12 protein-coding genes are annotated in these 19,025 nt (G+C 45.4%); 6 read left to right on the top strand and 6 right to left on the bottom strand.

Annotated features, from left to right (window positions below):
* Positions 1-305: 305 nt before the first annotated feature.
* Both pnp and HMPREF3034_RS05090 read left to right on the top strand, forming a co-directional pair.
* Positions 306-2,549 (top strand): polyribonucleotide nucleotidyltransferase, encoded by a 2,244-nt coding sequence (gene pnp / locus HMPREF3034_RS05085; RefSeq protein ID WP_062433741.1) that lies wholly within the window; start codon positions 306-308, stop codon positions 2,547-2,549.
* A gap of 331 nt (positions 2,550-2,880) precedes the next feature.
* Positions 2,881-3,255 (top strand): desulfoferrodoxin, encoded by a 375-nt coding sequence (locus HMPREF3034_RS05090; protein ID WP_036896223.1) that lies wholly within the window; start codon positions 2,881-2,883, stop codon positions 3,253-3,255.
* A 422-nt stretch (positions 3,256-3,677) separates the two neighbouring features.
* Here the strand turns inward: HMPREF3034_RS05090 and HMPREF3034_RS05095 are convergent, their stop codons facing one another.
* The 6 genes from HMPREF3034_RS05095 to HMPREF3034_RS05120 all read right to left on the bottom strand — a co-directional run bounded on the left by HMPREF3034_RS05095 (position 3,678) and on the right by HMPREF3034_RS05120 (position 12,482).
* Positions 3,678-4,727 carry a TlpA family protein disulfide reductase gene (locus HMPREF3034_RS05095; protein ID WP_062433744.1) on the bottom strand — a complete coding sequence of 350 codons (1,050 nt, stop codon included), beginning with the start codon at positions 4,725-4,727 and terminating at the stop codon, positions 3,678-3,680.
* A gap of 120 nt (positions 4,728-4,847) precedes the next feature.
* Complete coding sequence (locus HMPREF3034_RS05100) at positions 4,848-6,485, bottom strand: beta-N-acetylhexosaminidase (protein ID WP_036896221.1); 1,638 nt, start codon at positions 6,483-6,485, stop codon at positions 4,848-4,850.
* A 13-nt stretch (positions 6,486-6,498) separates the two neighbouring features.
* Positions 6,499-7,497: a glycoside hydrolase family 130 protein gene (locus HMPREF3034_RS05105; RefSeq protein WP_036896220.1), complete on the bottom strand. Its 999-nt coding sequence runs from the start codon at positions 7,495-7,497 to the stop codon at positions 6,499-6,501.
* Between the two features lie 40 nt (positions 7,498-7,537).
* Positions 7,538-8,812 carry an MFS transporter gene (locus HMPREF3034_RS12545; protein WP_062433747.1) on the bottom strand — a complete coding sequence of 425 codons (1,275 nt, stop codon included), beginning with the start codon at positions 8,810-8,812 and terminating at the stop codon, positions 7,538-7,540.
* A gap of 6 nt (positions 8,813-8,818) precedes the next feature.
* On the bottom strand, positions 8,819-10,249 hold the full coding sequence (locus HMPREF3034_RS12550) for a glycoside hydrolase family 125 protein (RefSeq protein WP_197421735.1): 1,431 nt from the start codon (positions 10,247-10,249) through the stop codon (positions 8,819-8,821).
* Between the two features lie 64 nt (positions 10,250-10,313).
* Positions 10,314-12,482 (bottom strand): GH92 family glycosyl hydrolase, encoded by a 2,169-nt coding sequence (locus HMPREF3034_RS05120; protein ID WP_036896218.1) that lies wholly within the window; start codon positions 12,480-12,482, stop codon positions 10,314-10,316.
* Positions 12,483-12,619: 137 nt separating this feature from the next.
* Here HMPREF3034_RS05120 and HMPREF3034_RS05125 point away from each other — a divergent pair, with 137 nt between their 5' ends.
* From HMPREF3034_RS05125 to HMPREF3034_RS05140, 4 genes are all read left to right on the top strand, one after another.
* Complete coding sequence (locus tag HMPREF3034_RS05125; RefSeq protein WP_062433752.1) at positions 12,620-14,854, top strand: GH92 family glycosyl hydrolase; 2,235 nt, start codon at positions 12,620-12,622, stop codon at positions 14,852-14,854.
* Between the two features lie 910 nt (positions 14,855-15,764).
* Positions 15,765-16,142 (top strand): fluoride efflux transporter CrcB, encoded by a 378-nt coding sequence (crcB, locus tag HMPREF3034_RS05130; RefSeq protein ID WP_036896216.1) that lies wholly within the window; start codon positions 15,765-15,767, stop codon positions 16,140-16,142.
* Between the two features lie 144 nt (positions 16,143-16,286).
* Positions 16,287-17,459 carry a TlpA disulfide reductase family protein gene (locus HMPREF3034_RS05135; protein ID WP_036896215.1) on the top strand — a complete coding sequence of 391 codons (1,173 nt, stop codon included), beginning with the start codon at positions 16,287-16,289 and terminating at the stop codon, positions 17,457-17,459.
* 133 nt (positions 17,460-17,592) lie between these two features.
* The gene (locus HMPREF3034_RS05140) at positions 17,593-19,023 is read left to right on the top strand and encodes a sialate O-acetylesterase (protein WP_062433754.1); all 1,431 of its coding nucleotides are present in this window, start codon (positions 17,593-17,595) and stop codon (positions 19,021-19,023) included.
* Positions 19,024-19,025: the final 2 nt, after the last annotated feature.

A 19,025-nucleotide genomic window follows, 5' to 3' on the forward strand; every position in this document is an offset into this window, starting at 1 on the left:
AATCTTTTCTGCTTCATAATTTAAGAACTTATCAACTCGAAAACTTAATTCCTATTCCCCTTTTTATTCCCCTCCCCTTTTGGGGAGGGCTGGGGTGGGGCTGTTGCAGCGCCTCTTCAACATTGCTGACTCGGCCATGCACAAAAACTGGGGAGGTTAGGCAAGATTGCTGTTATGCCCTTGCAGTAATGTGATAAATTACAAAATAATTGACCATTTAGTCTTTACTTCCCTATTAAATCAGTATCTTTGTCACGAAATATTTTTTAGATGTAAGTCAAAACAATAAAGTTTTAATTTTTTAGATGAACGTAATTACAAAAACAGTTCAATTGCCTGATGGAAGAACCATCACAATTGAGACCGGAAAAGTTGCAAAACAAGCCGATGGTGCTGCGGTACTCCGCATGGGCAACACCGTACTCCTCGCAACCGTTTGTGCAGCTAAGGATGCCGTTCCGGGTACAGATTTCATGCCTTTGCAAGTAGATTATCGCGAGCAGTACAGTGCTGCCGGTCGATTCCCCGGTGGATTTACCAAGCGCGAAGGCAAAGCTAGTGACAACGAGATTCTTACTTCACGTTTGATAGACCGTGCACTACGTCCCCTTTTCCCCTCTAATTACCATGCTGAAGTTTATGTACAAGTGATGCTTCTTTCAGCCGATGGCGTAGACCAACCAGATGCTCTGGCTGGTTTTGCAGCTTCTGCAGCCATGGCTTGTTCAGATATTCCCTTCGATTATTTTATCTCTGAGGTTCGCGTAGCACGCATTAATGGTGAGTACGTGATTAATCCTACTTTCCAACAGATGGCAGATGCCGATATGGACTTGATGGTGGGTGCTACTAAGGACAACATCATGATGGTGGAAGGTGAGATGAAAGAAGTCTCAGAGCAAGATTTGATTGGTGCATTGAAGGTTGCTGCCGAGGCTATCAAGCCTATGTGCGAGTTGCAAGACGAACTCTCTAAGGAGTTGGGCAAAGACACCAAGCGCGAATATTGCCACGAAGTGAACGACGAAGATTTGCGTAAGCAGATGAACGACGAGCTGTATCAGCCCGTATATGATATTAACAAGCAGGCTTTGGAAAAGCACGTACGCCACGATGCTTTCGACAAAATACTGGCCGACTTCATCGAGAAGTACGATGCAGCTCATACCGATCTGACAGCCGATGAGCTGGAAGAAAAGCATGCCGAAGCTGCTCGCTACTACGAAGATGTATTGCGCGATGCCATGCGTCGTTGCATTTTGGACGAAGGAATACGCTTGGATGGTCGTAAGACCACCGATATTCGTCCTATTTGGTGTGAGGTTTCGCCTCTTCCAATGCCTCATGGAAGTGCGCTCTTCCAGCGTGGTGAGACCATGTCTCTGTCTACTTGTACACTTGGTACAAAGCTTGACGAGAAGATGGTGGACGACGTATTAGAGAAGAGTTACATGCGTTTCCTCCTTCACTACAATTTCCCACCGTTCTCTACAGGCGAGGCTAAGGCTCAACGTGGCGTAGGTCGCCGTGAAATCGGGCACGGTCACTTGGCATGGCGCGGTCTGAAGGATCAGATTCCAGCTGAGTTCCCCTACACAGTTCGCTTGGTAAGCCAGATTTTGGAGTCTAACGGTTCTTCTTCTATGGCTACCGTATGTGCCGGAACATTGGCATTGATGGATGCCGGTGTACCTATGAAGAAGCCTGTTTCGGGTATCGCTATGGGATTGATTAAGAATCCGGGCGAAGACAAGTTTGCTATCTTGAGTGATATTCTCGGCGATGAGGACCACTTGGGCGATATGGACTTCAAGACCACCGGTACAAAGGATGGTTTGACAGCTACTCAGATGGATATCAAGTGCGACGGTTTGAGTTTTGAAATCTTGGAACAAGCCCTGATGCAGGCAAAGGCTGGACGCGAACATATTCTTGGTAAGATGATGGAAACCATCTCTGAGCCACGCGCAGAAATGAAGCCACAGGTTCCTCGTATCGAGGCTTTCGATATTCCTAAGGAATTTATTGGTGCTATCATCGGCCCCGGTGGAAAGATTATCCAGCAGATGCAGGAAGATACGGGCGCTACGATTACCATTGACGAGAGCGACGGTAAGGGTCACGTACAGGTATCGGCTCCTAACAAAGACGCTATTGATGCAGCGTTGGCTAAGATTAAGGCTATCGTGGCTATCCCCGAAGTAGGTGAGGTTTACGACGGTACTGTTCGTTCGATCATGCCTTATGGTTGCTTCGTAGAAATTCTCCCGGGCAAGGACGGATTGCTCCACATCAGCGAAATCGACTGGAAGCGTCTTGAGACTGTCGAAGAGGCAGGCATCAAGGAAGGCGATAAGATTCAGGTGAAGTTGGTTGATATTGACCCCAAGACTGGTAAATACAAGCTCTCTCGCCGTGCATTGTTGCCTAAACCTGAAGGTTATGTAGAGCGCGAGCGCCGCCCTCGTCGCGAAAACAACGGCGAACGCCGTCCTCGTAGAGATGGTGATCGTCAGCCACGTCACGAGCATAACGAGAACAACGACTAACTATCGTGTACAGAACTCACGTCGAACATTCATGTTCGATGCTGAAGTTATCGGGAGATAACGGAAGATAAAAGGAGTTAACAGACATTTGTCCGACAACTCCTGCTAACTTCCAATAACTTCTCATAACTCCAAATTACACACCAACTTGCGAAAAGCATATATATAATAAGGTGTAATAAATCCTCCTCATGGTTTGCTGAAAACTGCGAGGAGGATTTTTATTTTTGCTAAAATATTTGCATGTATTGTTTTTTTTATTATCTTTGCAATATCGAATGAGATATATTTTTTAAAATAAACATTATACATTAAAATAAAAACGAACTAGATTATGAAGTTAAATGAAATTTATCGTTCTACTAAATGTGGAAGCCTCGTAGAAGTATTGAATCCTACAGATGGTGAGTTGGCTTGTTGTGGCGAACCTATGGAGCTCCTAAAAGAGAATAGTGTAGACGCAGCCAAAGAGAAACACGTACCTGTTGTAGAGAAGATTGAGGGCGGATACAGAGTAACTGTTGGTTCTGTAGCTCATCCAATGTTGGAAGAACACTCTATCCAGTGGATTGAACTCATCGCTGGCGATATGGTAATGCGTAAATACTTGAAGCCGGGTGAGGCTCCTGTAGCTGAATTCAAGACTGACGCTACCGATGTTTATGCTCGCGAATATTGCAACCTTCACGGTTTGTGGCGTTCATAATACTGTAGAAATATAGAAACTCCCTGCAATCATTCATAAGATTGTAGGGAGTTTTTTTATTGATATACGGGGCAAAATGGGATTCATCCGTGAAATCATATAATAGTATGGGCATTAACAGTCCGTAGGACTACCCATTTCATAGCCGTGGCCTTTTAAACCTACGATGTTGTGTGATGGCAAGTATTCAGTCTGATAAGACTGCCCATCAGCATGATTATCAAAGGGGGACTCTTTCAGACTTGAATATCTTTACCCTTATTTCCGTAGGTTTTCGCTTCGCTCCAACACTACGCCGATTGATAGGGCTGTCCTCCGGACAGTCATTATTCCATCACGCAATTCTTCGGATGAGTGTAATATTTTATAGAAAAACTATTGTATTTGCCTTATATGATTTTGTATATTTGCACATTATTGATTTATAGATTGCCTTTTTGACCAAACAATTTGTCTATGAATTCATAGATACCGTGGCCTCGCGGAGCATTTATTACTTTTCCCTCTGGTGTTATCAGTATCTTTGTGGGAAACTGCAATACGCCATATTGTTGTGTAGTCTTGCCGTCTTTGGGCTGTATGAGATTAAGCCATGACAACTCATGTTTATCAATACACTGTTTCCAGCTATCTGTCTTGTCGTTGCAAGCCACACCGATAACCATCATTCGGTCTTGGTATTGTGTGGCATATTGTTTCAGCCTAGGTAGATCCTTGACGCATGCTCCGCACCAAGTTCCCCAAAAATCCAAGAGTATATACTTGCCACGATAGTCGCTAAGACGATGTATACGACCGTTCGTATCGGGCAAAGCGAAGTCGGGAGCAGACTGGTTTACAATACCGGATTCGGTCTGTTGAGCCTCTTGTACTTTGTTTTCGAAGTCTCTTTTCCATTGCACCAAATCGTAAAAAAACTCTTTCAGTCGTCCTTGCTGTATATCGGGCGACAGCTTCTTATACGTCTCTTCCATCTCGTCGCTCGTCAACAAATAATTTGTTCGCCATTCTGACAAGGCTATGACCGCATTTTCTGAGTCAGCATGAGCCAATGCGTAGTCGATGATAGACTCTCGTGTAACCGGCTTATCTTTGTCTCTTATAACGTGGTTGAGCGTCTGTTCATATACTTGATAGAAGGAGCTGCCCGCAAGATGGCCTTCTTTGTAATCTAACGTTTCCCCCGGAACGGCCAAAAAGCGTTCTATCTGTTCATGGTTGATATTTCTCAGTGCGGATAACGATACAATGTCTACTAGCGTGGAAGTTTTGATGGGAAGTAGGAAGTCGAATGTTCCGTTATGTCGAATAATGGTATCAGCGTATTCCGGATGCATGGGTTGCATTACAACGAGGGTGTCTCCCCACGTTGTTAATGTTCCATGGAAATGGAAATCGTTGTTTTGAGCAGTTGTACCTTGTAAGCATAAAAAAGCTAGAATAATAGTGAAATAGATGCGTAAACCTTTCATGAGTTATAGTTATATTATATATAAATGTCGGAAAAAAATGTAGATAATAACTTGAAATACAGTAAATAAAGGCAAAAAAATCCCAACAATCGAGCAAAAGATTGCTGGGTGAAAGAAGATTTACTTCTTTTCTTGTTGCCAAGCTTCCTTGCAATAAGCCCAACCCTTGGTATCGTAGAGTTTGGTTAGATTGCCTTCGCGCTGCTTAAACGAATTGAAATCTTTCTTATCATTGGCTGTCCAGCCAGTCTCAGCCATTGCCGCGAGACGAGGAAGAAGCTGATATTCTGCCACAGATGCACATGGAATATACTCAGTCCATAGGTTAGCTTGTACACCCACTACATGCTTCTTCAGATTAGCAGAAGCGTCGTCGGGCACTGGATTATAACTATATGTCTTCTCTACAGGGAGGTTTCCACCAATCAACAAGAGGTTGCTCTTGTCCTTTGTCTGATAATAGTCGAGATAATAGTAAGTGGTAGGCGACATGATAACATTCAGACCACGATCAGAAGCGGTCTTTCCGCCCTCAACACCACGCCAACTCATGACGGTAGTAGCAGGGTCTATGTCATCGCCTTCAAGTATTTCATCCCATCCAATAACGTTGCGTCCCTTACCCTTAAGGTATTTAGCAACACGGTTCAGGAAGTACACTTGCAATTGAGCTTCGGCCGAGAAACCATTCTTACCGGTGATGTTGAGATCCTTAATACGCTTCTGACAGAGTGGACATTTCTCCCAACGAACACGCGGAGCTTCGTCTCCACCAAGATGTATGGTCTTAGATGGGAAGATATCGCAGAGTTCGTCAAGAACGTTTTCTACGAATTTAAATGTCTCTTCTTTACCTGCACAGAGGATATCAGGGAATACTCCCCACTCTTCAGCTACTTTGTAAGGACCACCGGTACAACCTAATTCGGGATAAGCACGCAATGCTCCAAGCATGTGACCGGGCATATCTATCTCAGGAATTACAGTTATATAGCGCTTAGCAGCATAGTCTACAATCTCTCGCATCTGCGCTTCTGTGTAGTACATGCCCTCACCATAGGGAGTACCATCGTACAATCCACTACCATAATGTCCCGCCAATGTCTGCTCACGGATAGCACCCAACTGTGTCAACTTAGGATATTTCTTCACTTCCATACGCCATCCCTGATCCTCGGTAAGGTGCCAGTGGAAGGTATTGAGATTGTGGAGAGCCAACATATCAATGTATTGCTTCACAAAAGAAACTGGGAAGAAGTGACGAGCACAATCCAACATACCACCACGATAGCCGAAACGAGGTGCATCGGAAATCTTTGTTGCGGGCAAGTTGACGCTGGCCTCAGTACCTACGGGCAATGATTTGCGTAGTGTCTGGATGCCGTAGAACACACCAGCCGGGGTTAATGCCTCGATAGTGACGTTCTTTCCGTCTACCGTTAATTGGTATCCTTCATTATTGGTGAGCTTCTTATTTAAGCGTAATATGATGTTTCCACTCTTTGCTTTGGTTTTACCTTGAGCCACGGAAACTTGGATTCCGGTGGTCTCTTTGATGAAATCAGCCAAGAATTGAGCATTGCGCTGCATGTCAGCATCGGCATCTGCAACGATAACAGTGTTGGCATCGAGCACAAAAGCCTTGCCTTTGACCATCTCAATGTTTTGAGGTAGCGGCACTACGTTGTAGTTAGCATCAGCTGCCTGCAATGATAATGAGGCCATCATGATAGCTACTGATAATAATGTTTTTTTCATGTTTATAGGTTGATTAAATAATACTGTTCTTCTTAGTGAACTCAATAATCTCAGGGATGTAGCCAAATGCGAGGCCGGTTACGGTGTCAGCGCATCCGTAATAGATGGCTACGCGACCGGTTTCGGGGTCGTGTAACTCGGCACAAGGGAAACAAACGTTAGGTACATCGCCCATACATTCGTAAGGAGTTTGCGGTGTGATGAGGTAAGGACCGCTGCGATAGATGGGTTTCCAAGGCTGTTCAAGGTCGAGAAGAGCCGAACCAAAGGCATATACATAGCCGTTACAAGAATGCAATACACCATGGTAGAAGAGCAACCAACCCTCACTTGTTTCAATAGGAATAGGTCCGGCACCTATCTTCATACACTGCCAAGCACTCTGTTCAAAGGGAGCCGGTGCCATAACATGGCGATGGTGCCCCCAGAATTCCATATCAGGCGATTCGCTGTAGAAAATGTCTCCAAAAGCCGTATGCCCAGTATCGGATGGGCGACTCAACATGGCGAAGTTGCCATTGATTTTCTTTGGGAATAGTACACCGTTACGGTTATAGGGCAAGAAAGCATTTTCCAGCTGGTGGAAAGTCTTGAAATCCTTGGTCCAAGCCACTCCGATGGTAGGTCCATGATAGCCATTGCACCATGTTACATAGTAACGATCCTCGATAAAACAAACGCGTGGATCGTATCCATACACCCATTCGCCTATCTCGGCATTGTCACATTCAAAGCGAAGAGGTTCTTCATTGATGTTCCACTTTACACCGTCGTCGCTGAAACCAACGTGTAATACCATGCGTCGATTAGTGTCGTCGCAGCGGAAAACACCCGCAAAGCCCTTACCAAAGGGTACTACTGCACTATTAAATATACTGTTGCTGGTAGGCAAAAGGTCGCGTGGAATGATAGGATTGCGCTCACTACGCCATACGGTTGTCTTACAGTTGGCGGGACGTTCTTCCCAAGGCATGTTGGGCAATGGCTGCCCTTGGATGATAAGTTTTGTCATAAGGTTATTGAGTTTTTATTTCTTATGTAATTGAATAATCTTATTTTTGGTCTTCGTAAGTGAATGGAACAAACTTCGTAATCAGCAAAGCCGGGATGGTACATACCAATACAAAGACGAAAAACATCTTGTATCCGATGGCATCACTCACCAATCCGCTGAGCATACCGGGCAACATTACGCCCAGATTCATGATGCCGCTGGCGAATGCATAATGCGACATTTGGTGCTTACCGGGAGCTATCTGTTGCATCATAAAGAGCGTCAAACCTACAAATCCGAATCCATAACCGAAGTATTCGAGCGTGATGGCACTACCGATGAAGAACATATTCTCTGGCTGTTCAAACGCTAAGAAAGTGTAAGCCACAAATGGTAGGTTGAACACCAAGGCTAGCGAGAAGAGCGATTTCTTCAATCCGCGGTGGGCAATGTAATATCCTCCGAGGATGGAGCCGATGACAAAGGCTGCCGCTCCAAACGTTCCGTAGCACAGACCGATTTGTTGTTCTGTCATTCCTAGGCCTTGATCGGCACGTGAAGCTTTCAGGAATAACGGCACAATCTTCATCACGAAGCCCTCTGCAAAGCGATAGAGAATAATAAAGAAAACGTAATAAATAATGTGTTTCTTTTGGAAGAACTCCACGAAAACACCCCATAATTCGGTCAACGACTCCTTTAATGTCTTACTGGTTTCAGCTTGTTTCCCCCCCGAAGGGAGTATAAAGATGTGATAAACGCCCAATACTACCATGATAACAGCAATGATGAGCATGATAATCGTCCATGCCTGAGCCACTCCGTAATGGTCGATGAAGAAGCCAGCAAGATACACCAAGCCACCCGTTGCAGCTAATTTGGCGATATTGTAGAATGCTCCTTGCCAACCAATCCATTGTGCTTGCTCCTCGTTATTGAGCACCGACATATACGTTCCGTCCGCTGCTATGTCGTGGGTAGAACCACTTAGCGCCACCACAAAGAGCATAGCAATGGTGATAGCGAAGAAGTCGGGCAGGTGTAAAGCAAATGCTATAAGGGCAAAAAGGAGTCCGGAAAGCAACTGTGTCAATACTACGAAAAACTTCTTGGTGCGATACATCTCTAAGAAAGGACTCCATAGAGGTTTCAATGTCCATGGAAGCATGATGCTACTTGTCCAAAATGCAATCTGCGTATCACTCACGCCGAGTCCTTTATACATCAATGTACACACCATATTGAGTACCACAAAAGGCATTCCCATGGCGAAATAGAGGGTCGGAACCCATGCTATCGGACTGATCTTCTTTTGATTTTCGTTAGTCATCATGTTCCTTTATTTAGCGTTTAGACAGTTCACGAGCACATCGGTCTTACCATCATCAATAAGTTTCAGCACCAGTTCACCGAACAAAGTGTTCTGCCATGCAAACCAAGCACGCGAATAATCCTTCGCATCGTCTTTGTTGAAAGACTCGTGGATAAATCCTGTTCCGGCGTCAGTGGTCAGTAACATGCGCATACATTGGCTGATTTCGGCATCGTCTTTCGATGTGAATGCCTTCATCATAATGCTCATCGGCCACACCATATTCAATCCAACGTGTGGTCCACCGATACCTTCACCTGCCTTACCGCGGAAGAACCATGGGTTATCTTCGCTCCAAACGAAACGTCGAGTATTCTGATAAATGGGGTCGTCAAGGCTTACATCGCCCAAATAACCCATACCTAAGAGACTTGGAACATTCGCATCGTCGGCCAACAAGTGGTTTCCAAATCCGTCAACTTCAAACGCATAGATCTTTCCATACTTCGGATGATTGTATACAGCGTACTTCTTTAAAGCTGCCTCTACTTCGTTGGCGAGTTCTGTACATGCCTTTGCCGTGGTCTCATCCTTATTCACTTTGGTAAGAATCTCTGCTGATTTGCGTAATGAACTTACCGCCATGAAGTTAGAAGGAATAAGGAACGGATAGGTCGTTGCATCGTCCGAAGGACGGAAAACAGACGCTATCAGTCCTACAGGCTTCACCGGTGCACCGTAACCTCCCCATCCCACGGTATCGTAAGTGCGGTCGGTGACACGTAAGAAATGGTATGTACCGCAATCGTTCTTGCGTTGTTGCTCCTTAAAAGTCTTCAGTACGTTGGCGATGGCGGCTTGCCATTCCGAACCAAAGATGCTGCTGTCGCCCGTCACGAACCAATAGTAATAAGCCAGACGAATGGGATAGCAGAGCGAGTCAATCTCGTATTTGCGCTCATACACCTCTTTCTTCATATCGGTCTCATCGTTCTGCCAGCCGTCACCCGTTGGTCCGGGATTGAAAGCATTGGCATACGGATCGATATTAATACACTTAAACTGGCGCAAGATGACACCGCGAATCATCTTGGCAAGCTTCTTATCTTTCTTGGCCAACTGCACATAAGGCCATACTTGAGCCCCCGAATCGCGCAACCACATGGCATGTATGTCGCCCGTATAGACGAATGTATCGTCATCACCCGACGCATTGCTGTAGTGTACGGTGGTCTCTAAGGTGTTTGGAAAGCAGTTACCAAACATCCAAGCAAGCTTCGGATTATCTGCCAGAAGCTTTTGTACTTCCTTAATCTTTTTATCCACAGCCTCCGATCGGAACAGTCTTTCGCTCTCAGGGTGCCGTTTCGATACGTAGTTCGTGGTATTATCAGGAACTACGGTCAAGTATCTTTGCTCTACTTTTACGTCTTGTGCCCACGTCTTCGTGGTGGGCATAGCAAGCAGCAAACCCATGCTTGCTGCTGTTAATAACTGTTTATTACGATTATTCATATCTTCTTTAAGGTCTGTCTTTCTTTGCTGTACCGAATGTAGAAGGCTTGTTGCCCATGGTGAATTCCAATGTTCCACCCTTCACGATGTCGGTATAGTTGATGTACGACTTCGTATATTTCTTTCCATTCAGTTTCACCGACTGGATATAGATATTCTCCTTGCTGTTGTTAACCGTCGTGATACGGAAAGTCTTTCCGCTGCCTACGTTCAACGTAGCTTCATTCCAAATGGGTGAACCGAATACATATTTACCACCGGATGGGTCTACTTGATACAAGCCCATGCTTGAAATCACGTACCAAGCCGACATAGCACCCACGTCTTCGTTACCGCTCAAACCATCAATATCGGTGGTGTACATCTCGTCCATGGTCTGTCTCATGAGCTTGGCACCCTTCCATGGCTGTCCCACATAGTTGTACATATAGAGTACATGGTGACTTGGCTCATTGCCATGAGCGTATTGTCCAATCAAACCTGATATATCCGGAGAAGCCTCTTCACCAAGATCACCTGTCACAACGAACAAAGAATCAAACTTATTCACGAATGCTTTCTCCGATGGGAACAAGTTTACGAGGCCGTGAACATCCTGTGGTACGAGCCAAGTATATTGCCATGCGTTGCCTTCTGTATAGTCGTCTTGGCGGTGAATGGTCTTGAATGGGTTGAATTCTTGACGGAATATACCCTTGGAATCACGTCCGCGCATGAATTCTACAGTTGGGTCGAAGAGGTTACGATACGACTGACTGCGCTTGGTAAATAGCTTGTAGTCGGCTGTCTTGCCCAAGAGCTTCGCTACTTTGGCCACACCGGCGTCGGCAATGGCGTATTCCATGGTCTTAGCCACGGTCTCCATGGTCTCGTCTTTGTCGTAAGGTATGTAGTTGTATTGCTTTAAGAAGCTCTGTCCGCGGTCGTCTTTAAGCGATGTGTTCTTCAAGGCTTCGAAAGCAGCAGTGCGGTCTTTCACAAAACCTTTGAGCACTAAGTCGGCCAACATGATGCTTCCGGGATTACCAACCATACAGTCTGTCTCATTACCTACAAGGTGCCAAACGGGCAGTTTGCCTTGTTCGCGGTAGATATTCATGAAAGTTTGTGCCACATCGCCCATCAGTTTAGGCTGAATCAAGGTCATTAGCGGCCCCCATGAACGATAAGTATCCCACAGCGAGAAAGTGGTATAGTTGACAGAATTACCACTGTGTACTTGTCCGTCTGCACCACGATACTGTCCATTCACGTCGCTGAATACCGATGGAGCGGTCATGGTGTGGTACATAGCTGTATAGAAAATAGTCTTTTGAGCTTCGTTGTCGCTTTGCACGGTGATACGACTTAATTCGTCTTGCCATGCCTTTTGTGCATCAGCCACCACTTGATTGAAGTTCCATCCTGCGATTTCTGCTTTCAAATTTTCTCGTGCATTCTCTACACTTACGGCCGATAAGCCGACCTTTAGAAGCAGTGGTGTACCATTGTTTTCAAATGCAAAAACACCCACAGAGTCTTGATTCTGCACCAATTTCACTGGCTGTGAAAACTCGACAGCAAAATACATCTGCTGATTCTTGGCCCATCCGCTCGACATACGATAACCGCTGATGGTGGTAGCACCGTCTTGTGTGAACTTGCAACTGGTCATTTTGTCCCATCCAATACCCTGTTTCAGGTTCAAAGCGATAAGTCCTTGTTTCACGTTGGCACCGTAATAATAACGGTGAAAACCTGCACGTTTGGTAGCGGTAAGCTCCACCAACACGTTGGGATGCTGCAATTTCACGGTGTAATAGCCCGGACGAACGGTCTCGGCAGCATGTGAGAACTTCACATCTTTCTGGTTTTTGTCGGCCACAGGCAGAAAAGCAATGTCGCCCAAATCACCGATTCCGGTTCCACTCAAGTGGGTATGACCGAACCCTACGAGCACAGAATCGCTGTAATGATAGCCCGAACACCAGTCCCAACCACGGGTATATTCCGTCGGACCTAGCTGTACGAAGCCGAAAGGCACGTTGGCTCCCACGAATACATGCCCGTGACCACCTGCCCCTATCATCGGATTGACGTAATCAATTGCTTGTTTTTCGTTATTCTGAACAGTCGCCATAAGCCCCATAGGCACAATAATGGCTAATGATAACAATATTTTTTTCCTTAATATCATGACTAGGTTTTATAGTTTATAATGACTGCAAATATACTAAAAATAAAGAAAATCGGGTGATGCAAAAGTTCTAAATTTGGGCGATTACCATTTTTTACGTAATTTTACGCTTAAATTTTAACTATCAATCGAACTGCATGAAATTTAAAACCTTATTACCTCTGCTGCTGTTGACAGCTATGCCGATGATGGCAGAGCGAAATGTGGACTATGTAGACCCGTTTATCGGGACAACCAATTTCAGTGTCTGTAATCCGGGGGCAGTACTTCCTCATGGACTGATGTCGGTCGTTCCGTTCAATGTGATGGGCTCCGACCTCAATCAATATGACAAGGATGCTCGCTGGTGGTCGGCTCCTTACGAATACAACAACAAGTTTTTTACCGGTTTTGCACATGTCACTTTAAGTGGTGTGGGATGTCCCGAACTCGGTACATTGCTCACTATGCCCACTGCAGGTAAGCTCGATGTCGACTATCATAACTACGGTTCTGAATATACCGACGAAAAAGCATCGCCCGGTTATTACGCCGTGAAACTCAAGAAATATGGTATCGGCTGCGAAGCAACATCTACCCTGCGCTCTTCGCGCGAACGCTATACTTTCCCAAAGGGTGAAGGTCACATTTTATTGAACGTCGGCGACGGTCTCACCAACGAAGTGGGTGGCATGGTACGCCGCGTTTCCGACACTGAGATAGAGGGCTATCGACTACTTGGCAATTTCTGTTATACCGCGCAAGCAGTGTTCCCCATGTACTTCGTGATGCGTGTGAACAAGGCTCCCAAAAGCTCCGGATACTGGAAAAAGCAGCCGAAGATGACAGGCGTAGAGGGACAATGGGATAAAGACAATGGCCGCTACAAGCTCTATACATCTTATGGTCGCGAACTAGCAGGCGACCAAGTGGGCTATTATTTCGACTTCGACTGCGCTGAGGGCGAACAGATAGAGGTGTCGATGGGTGTCTCTTTCGTTTCCATAGCCAATGCCCGACAGAATCTGGAAGCCGAACAGCCGTCGCTTTCGTTCGACGATATTCGTGCCAAAGCGGTCGAAGCTTGGTCTCAATGCCTTGACCGTATCACGGTAGAGGGCGGTACCGAGGCACAACGTCGGGTCTTCTATACAGCTCTTTACCACAGTCAGATACACCCCAATATCCTTCAAGACGTCAACGGTGAATATCCATTGATGGAGAATAGTGGCAACGGTAAGACCACCACTAATCGCTATACGGTGTTCTCATTGTGGGATACATACCGCAACGTACATCAATTTGAAACTTTGCTCTATCCCGACCGACAGCTCGATATGGTACGCTCAATGGTAGATATGTACCGTGAATGGGGATGGATGCCTAAGTGGGAGCTGTTCGGGCGCGAGACTTGGACCATGGAGGGCGACCCTTCCATCCCTGCCATCACCGATACTTACCTCAAAGGATTGCGCGATTTCGACATCAACACAGCCTATGCTGCTTTCGTTAAGTCAGCTACCACGGCGAGCAAAGACAACAAGATGCGCCCCGACATAGACCCTTACTTGCAGCGCGGTTACGTGCCTCTGGGCGAATATGCAGCCGATGAGTCGGGCGACAACAGCGTTTCCCACGCTTTGGAGTACTATGTGGCCGACAATGCTTTGGCTAATTTGGCCGATGCACTCGGCAAAAAAGACGATGCAAAACGCTTCCGTAAGCAGAGTTTAGGTTATCGTCATTATTACTCAAAAGAGTTTGGAACACTGCGACCTATCAAGGCCGACGGCACATTCCTGACTCCTTTCAATCCCAAAGATGGCGCCGATTTCTCGAATGCGCCCGGTTTCCACGAGGGAAGTGCGTGGAATTATACCTTCTATGTACCCCACGATGTCAAAGGATTGGCTAAACTGATGGGGGGCAATAAGAAGTTTGTAGACCGTCTGCAAATGGTGTTCGACCAAAAACTATACGACCCTGCCAACGAACCGGATATTGCTTATCCTTATCTTTTCTGCCAATTCCCCGGTGAGGAATGGCGCACTCAGAAAGAGGTAACACGTCTTTTGGCACAGCATTTCACCGATAAGCCCGACGGAATTCCCGGAAACGACGATACCGGAACAATGTCTACATGGGCTCTCTTCTCTATGATGGGCTTCTATCCCGACTGTCCCGGCAGTCCGTATTACAGCATTACGATGCCTACTTTCGACAAAGTGACGTTACATCTCGACCAAAAGTATTATCCACAGGGCGATCTCGTGATAGAAAAACAGACCAAAGGTGAACGCATTCGTCGTATGGCACTGGGCGGAAAACCGCTTACCAAGTACCGCATATCGCACGATGAGTTGGTCAAAGGTGGCCGTCTCGTCATCCAATAAGATTATCATTAATTGAGTGCTAAGGCTTTGCAGCGATACTGCAAAGCCTTAGCTGTTTTGTTGAAGAGGCGGAGCAGCAATGCTGAAAAGGCGTTGCAACAGCCCCACCCCAACCCTCCCCAAAAGGGAAAGGGGAATAAAAAGGGGAATAGGGGTCAAGTTTTTGAGTTAATAAGTTTTTAAGTTGTGGGACGGCAAAGGCCCATTTCTTTCTCCCTCTCCCTTTGGAGAGGGCTGGGGTGAGGCCTCTGTAGCGACAGAAAATGAGGGAGATAATGGCTTGGGAGAGGCTTCTGTAGAAACGGAAAAGGTTCATCTTTATCTCCCTCCCCTTTATGGGGAGGGTTGGGGTAGGGCTTTTTATCACCTTAAAATCTACACACTTTCGCATCCCCGAAAGAAATTCTCGTCTTCGTTATACACATTCTCAAGGTCGAAATCGTCCTCATGATGCATCTTCGGTTGTCTTTTCATAACGCATCTCCTTTCTTTGGTTAAACGTATGCAAATATACAAAATACTCTCATACAGGTTGTCAATAAACAAGAAAAAAGCAGGTCTTATTCCTTTAGTGGAATAAAAACCTGCCACATACACAATACGTCATGTAACTTGAGTCATCTATCTTCTAACCCTTAAGAGGTTAACCTAATACCTATGATCAACAGTCTTATCCTGAATTTTATAACTCTCTAATTCTTTATGTTTACTCTCTAATCTTTGTCCGTTGACTGTTTGATGGTTGCAAAGTTACGTAGGTTATGCATCATAGACAAAGGGTTTTCCATATACATAAGGGGGATTTTCCCTATTCTTTCAGAGGTTTTCCCGCACAAGACACTTCCTCTCTACATAAAAAAGTGGCTCCATCGACACGTAAACCCATGAAAATGACTACCTTTACACACTGATGATACGAACTATATTAATAGTAGCTTTGGGCGGAGCCATAGGAACGGTGCTTCGCTTTTTGCTTTCGCGCTTTATTCAGGGCACCATTCTCTCGGCGTTCCCTTACGGTACATTGGTGGTCAATCTGTTGGGTTGTCTACTCATAGGTATCTTCTATGCCCTGTCGGCACGCGTGGCATGGGTGAGTGGCGACATGAAGTTGTTCCTCACAGTAGGCCTATGTGGCGGACTCACTACATTCTCTACCTTCTGTAACGAGAATCTCACGCTTCTACGCGACGGCCATCCGTTCACGGCAGCTCTCTATGCCGGCGTGAGCATAACGGTGGGAATACTGGCTGTCTATGCCGGTTATACACTAATGAAACAATTCTGATAAGTCGGTGGAACGATTCTGATGGAGAACCATGTCATAATGGTTGTTGGTGTCTGTAAAATGGTGTAAAAAACAAAACAATTAATTTTGTGTTTCGCCCCATTTCTATTACTTTTGTATGCAAATCATGAAATAGCCTAATAAATGAGTATATCTAAATTCCACATTGCAGCTGTCATCGTGCTGGCAAGTTTGAGCTTAGTCTCTTGTAACAACAAGAAGTTCCATGTCAACGGCGAAATTACCGATGCTAAAGATTCTATTCTCTACTTTGAAAATATGAGTCTGAATGGTCCGGTAGTCACCGACTCAGTAAAACTAGATGCCGATGGCTCTTTTAGTTTCGACGAAAAAGCCACCAATGCGCCTGAGTTCTACCGCTTACGCATAGCTGGACAGATTATCAATCTGTCTATTGACTCTACCGAAACTGTAAATGTGAAGGCATCATACCCCACGATGGCTTCTAAATACGAAGTAAGCGGAAGTGACAACTGTACGAAGATAAAAGAGTTGGCTTTGATGCAAATGGGACTTCAAGCGCAGGTTAACGCCATCGCCAACAACCCTAGTTTAGGCGTAGAAGCTGTAGAAGACAGTATAGGCAAGGTACTCACAGCTTACAAAGACAATGTAAAGACACGTTATATCTTCAAAGAACCCATGAAGGCATACAGCTATTTCGCACTCTTTCAGGCTTTCACACTGGGCAATATAAACTCGCTTATCTTCAATCCTCGCAATAATAAAGACGACATCAAGGTATTTGCTGCTGTAGCAACTAGCTGGGATACTTATTATCCCAAGGCCGAACGAGGACTGAACCTACACAATATCGCCATCGAAGGAATGAAAGACGTGCGCATACTCGAAGCCAAACAGCAAGCCGCTACCATTGATGCCAGCAAGGTAAAGCTAGCCGGTTTGATTGACGTTCCATTGCGTGACAACCATGGTAACATGCGTAGCCTGACTCAACTAGCCGGAAAAGTAGTGTTACTCGACTTCCATGTGTTCAGTACTCCCGAGAGTCCGAAACGTATTATGATGATGCGCTCGCTCTATAACAAGTATCATGCTGCCGGATTTGAGATTTATCAGGTATCTATCGACCCCGATGAACACTTTTGGAAGACACAAACTGCCGCGTTACCTTGGGTTAGTGTACGCGACGAAAATGGCTTGAACAGCTCTATATTATCGCAGTACAACGTACAAAGCATCCCTACCTTCTTCCTCATTGGTCGCGATAATACACTTGTCAAGCGCGATGCTCAGGTAAAAGACTTGGATGCAGAGATTAAGGCTTTGTTATAAAAGGAATCAAAAACTATTTATATACAAAAGAGACGATGTTTCTACATCGTCTCTTTTGTAATGGTATATAAGAATAAAGATAGCAATTTTTTTCGTAATATTGCATTTGATATATCGTAATAAATAAACGACCATGCTAAAACGAATCGCATTATTATCAGCAGTATTGGCTACCACACTAGGCAACTATGCCAAAGTGAAGCTTCCACAGATGATTGGAGACAACATGATTCTCCAGCAAAATACCAACGCGCGACTATGGGGCTGGGATCGTCCGGGGTCATCTATCAAGGTAACAACATCGTGGAACGGTAAGAGTTATCAAGTAAAAGCAGATAGAAATGGGCGTTGGCTGGTAGAAGTAGCAACCCCAAAAGCTAGTTATACACCCTTCCAAATCACCTTCGACGATGGCGATATTACCACCATCAAGGATGTATTGTCCGGCGAAGTATGGGTATGTGCAGGACAAAGCAATATGGAGATGCCCGTCAAAGGGTTCGGTAACTGCCCGGTAGAAGGCTATAATAAGGCTGTAACAGAAGCTCGTCAATATAGTAGTATCCACTATCTACCCATCCCCAGTACCATGGCTATGAAGCCACAAGAGGACACCCGCCCTTGCGAGTGGAAAGTTATCGGTTCTGAAACAGTTGCCAATGCTTCGGCCACAGGCTATTTCTTCGCACAAGTAGTGAATAAAACTCTTGATATTCCAGTAGGTATCATCATGGCAAACAAAGGTGGCACACGCGTAGAAAGTTGGCTCGACGAAGCCAATTTAAAGAAATACACGCACGAACCCATGGACTCCATACAGATAGTGAAAAAGTTTAGCTATGACTATCACCGTCCGTTACTTTGGGGTAACGGCACTTTCCACCCTATACTCAACTACACCGTCAAGGGAATCATTTATTATCAAGGTTGCTCTAACGTAGGCGATCCGGCCGGACAATATACCAATCGACTGAAGATGTTGGTAGAACAATGGCGTCGCGACTTCAAACTGGGCGAACTGCCTTTCTACTTTGTGCAAATAGCTCCATACAATTACGGTAAGAAAGATGGTGATGACGGAGCCTTGTTACGCGAACAACAATATAACGCTTCGCTTGTTATACCTAACAGTGGCATTATTTGTACCGACGATTTAGTATATCCTTACGAGAGTCAACAGATACATCCGGCACAGAAACAACAAGTAGGGGAGCGACTGGCATGGCAAGCTTTGAACAAAACTTATGGTATGAAGGAGATTATGTGTGAGAGTCCTGCCTTCAAAGACTTTACAATTAGCAACGACACTTGTTATGTCCACTTGAAGAACGACTATAACAGTATCAATCGATACGAGGATTTACAAGGATTTGAAGTGGCCGGTGAAGATCGCGTTTTCCATAAAGCCAATGCATATTATCACTACACCAAGGGTATCATTATCACTTGTCCGGAGGTGAAGAAGCCTGTTGCCGTGCGCTACGCATTCAATAATTGGGGCTATGGTAATGTGAAGAATCGTGCACTACTGCCACTATTCCCCTTTAGAACTGACAATTGGTAAAC

Source organism: Prevotella sp. DNF00663, from assembly GCF_001553265.1.
In the GTDB taxonomy this organism is placed as follows: domain Bacteria; phylum Bacteroidota; class Bacteroidia; order Bacteroidales; family Bacteroidaceae; genus Prevotella.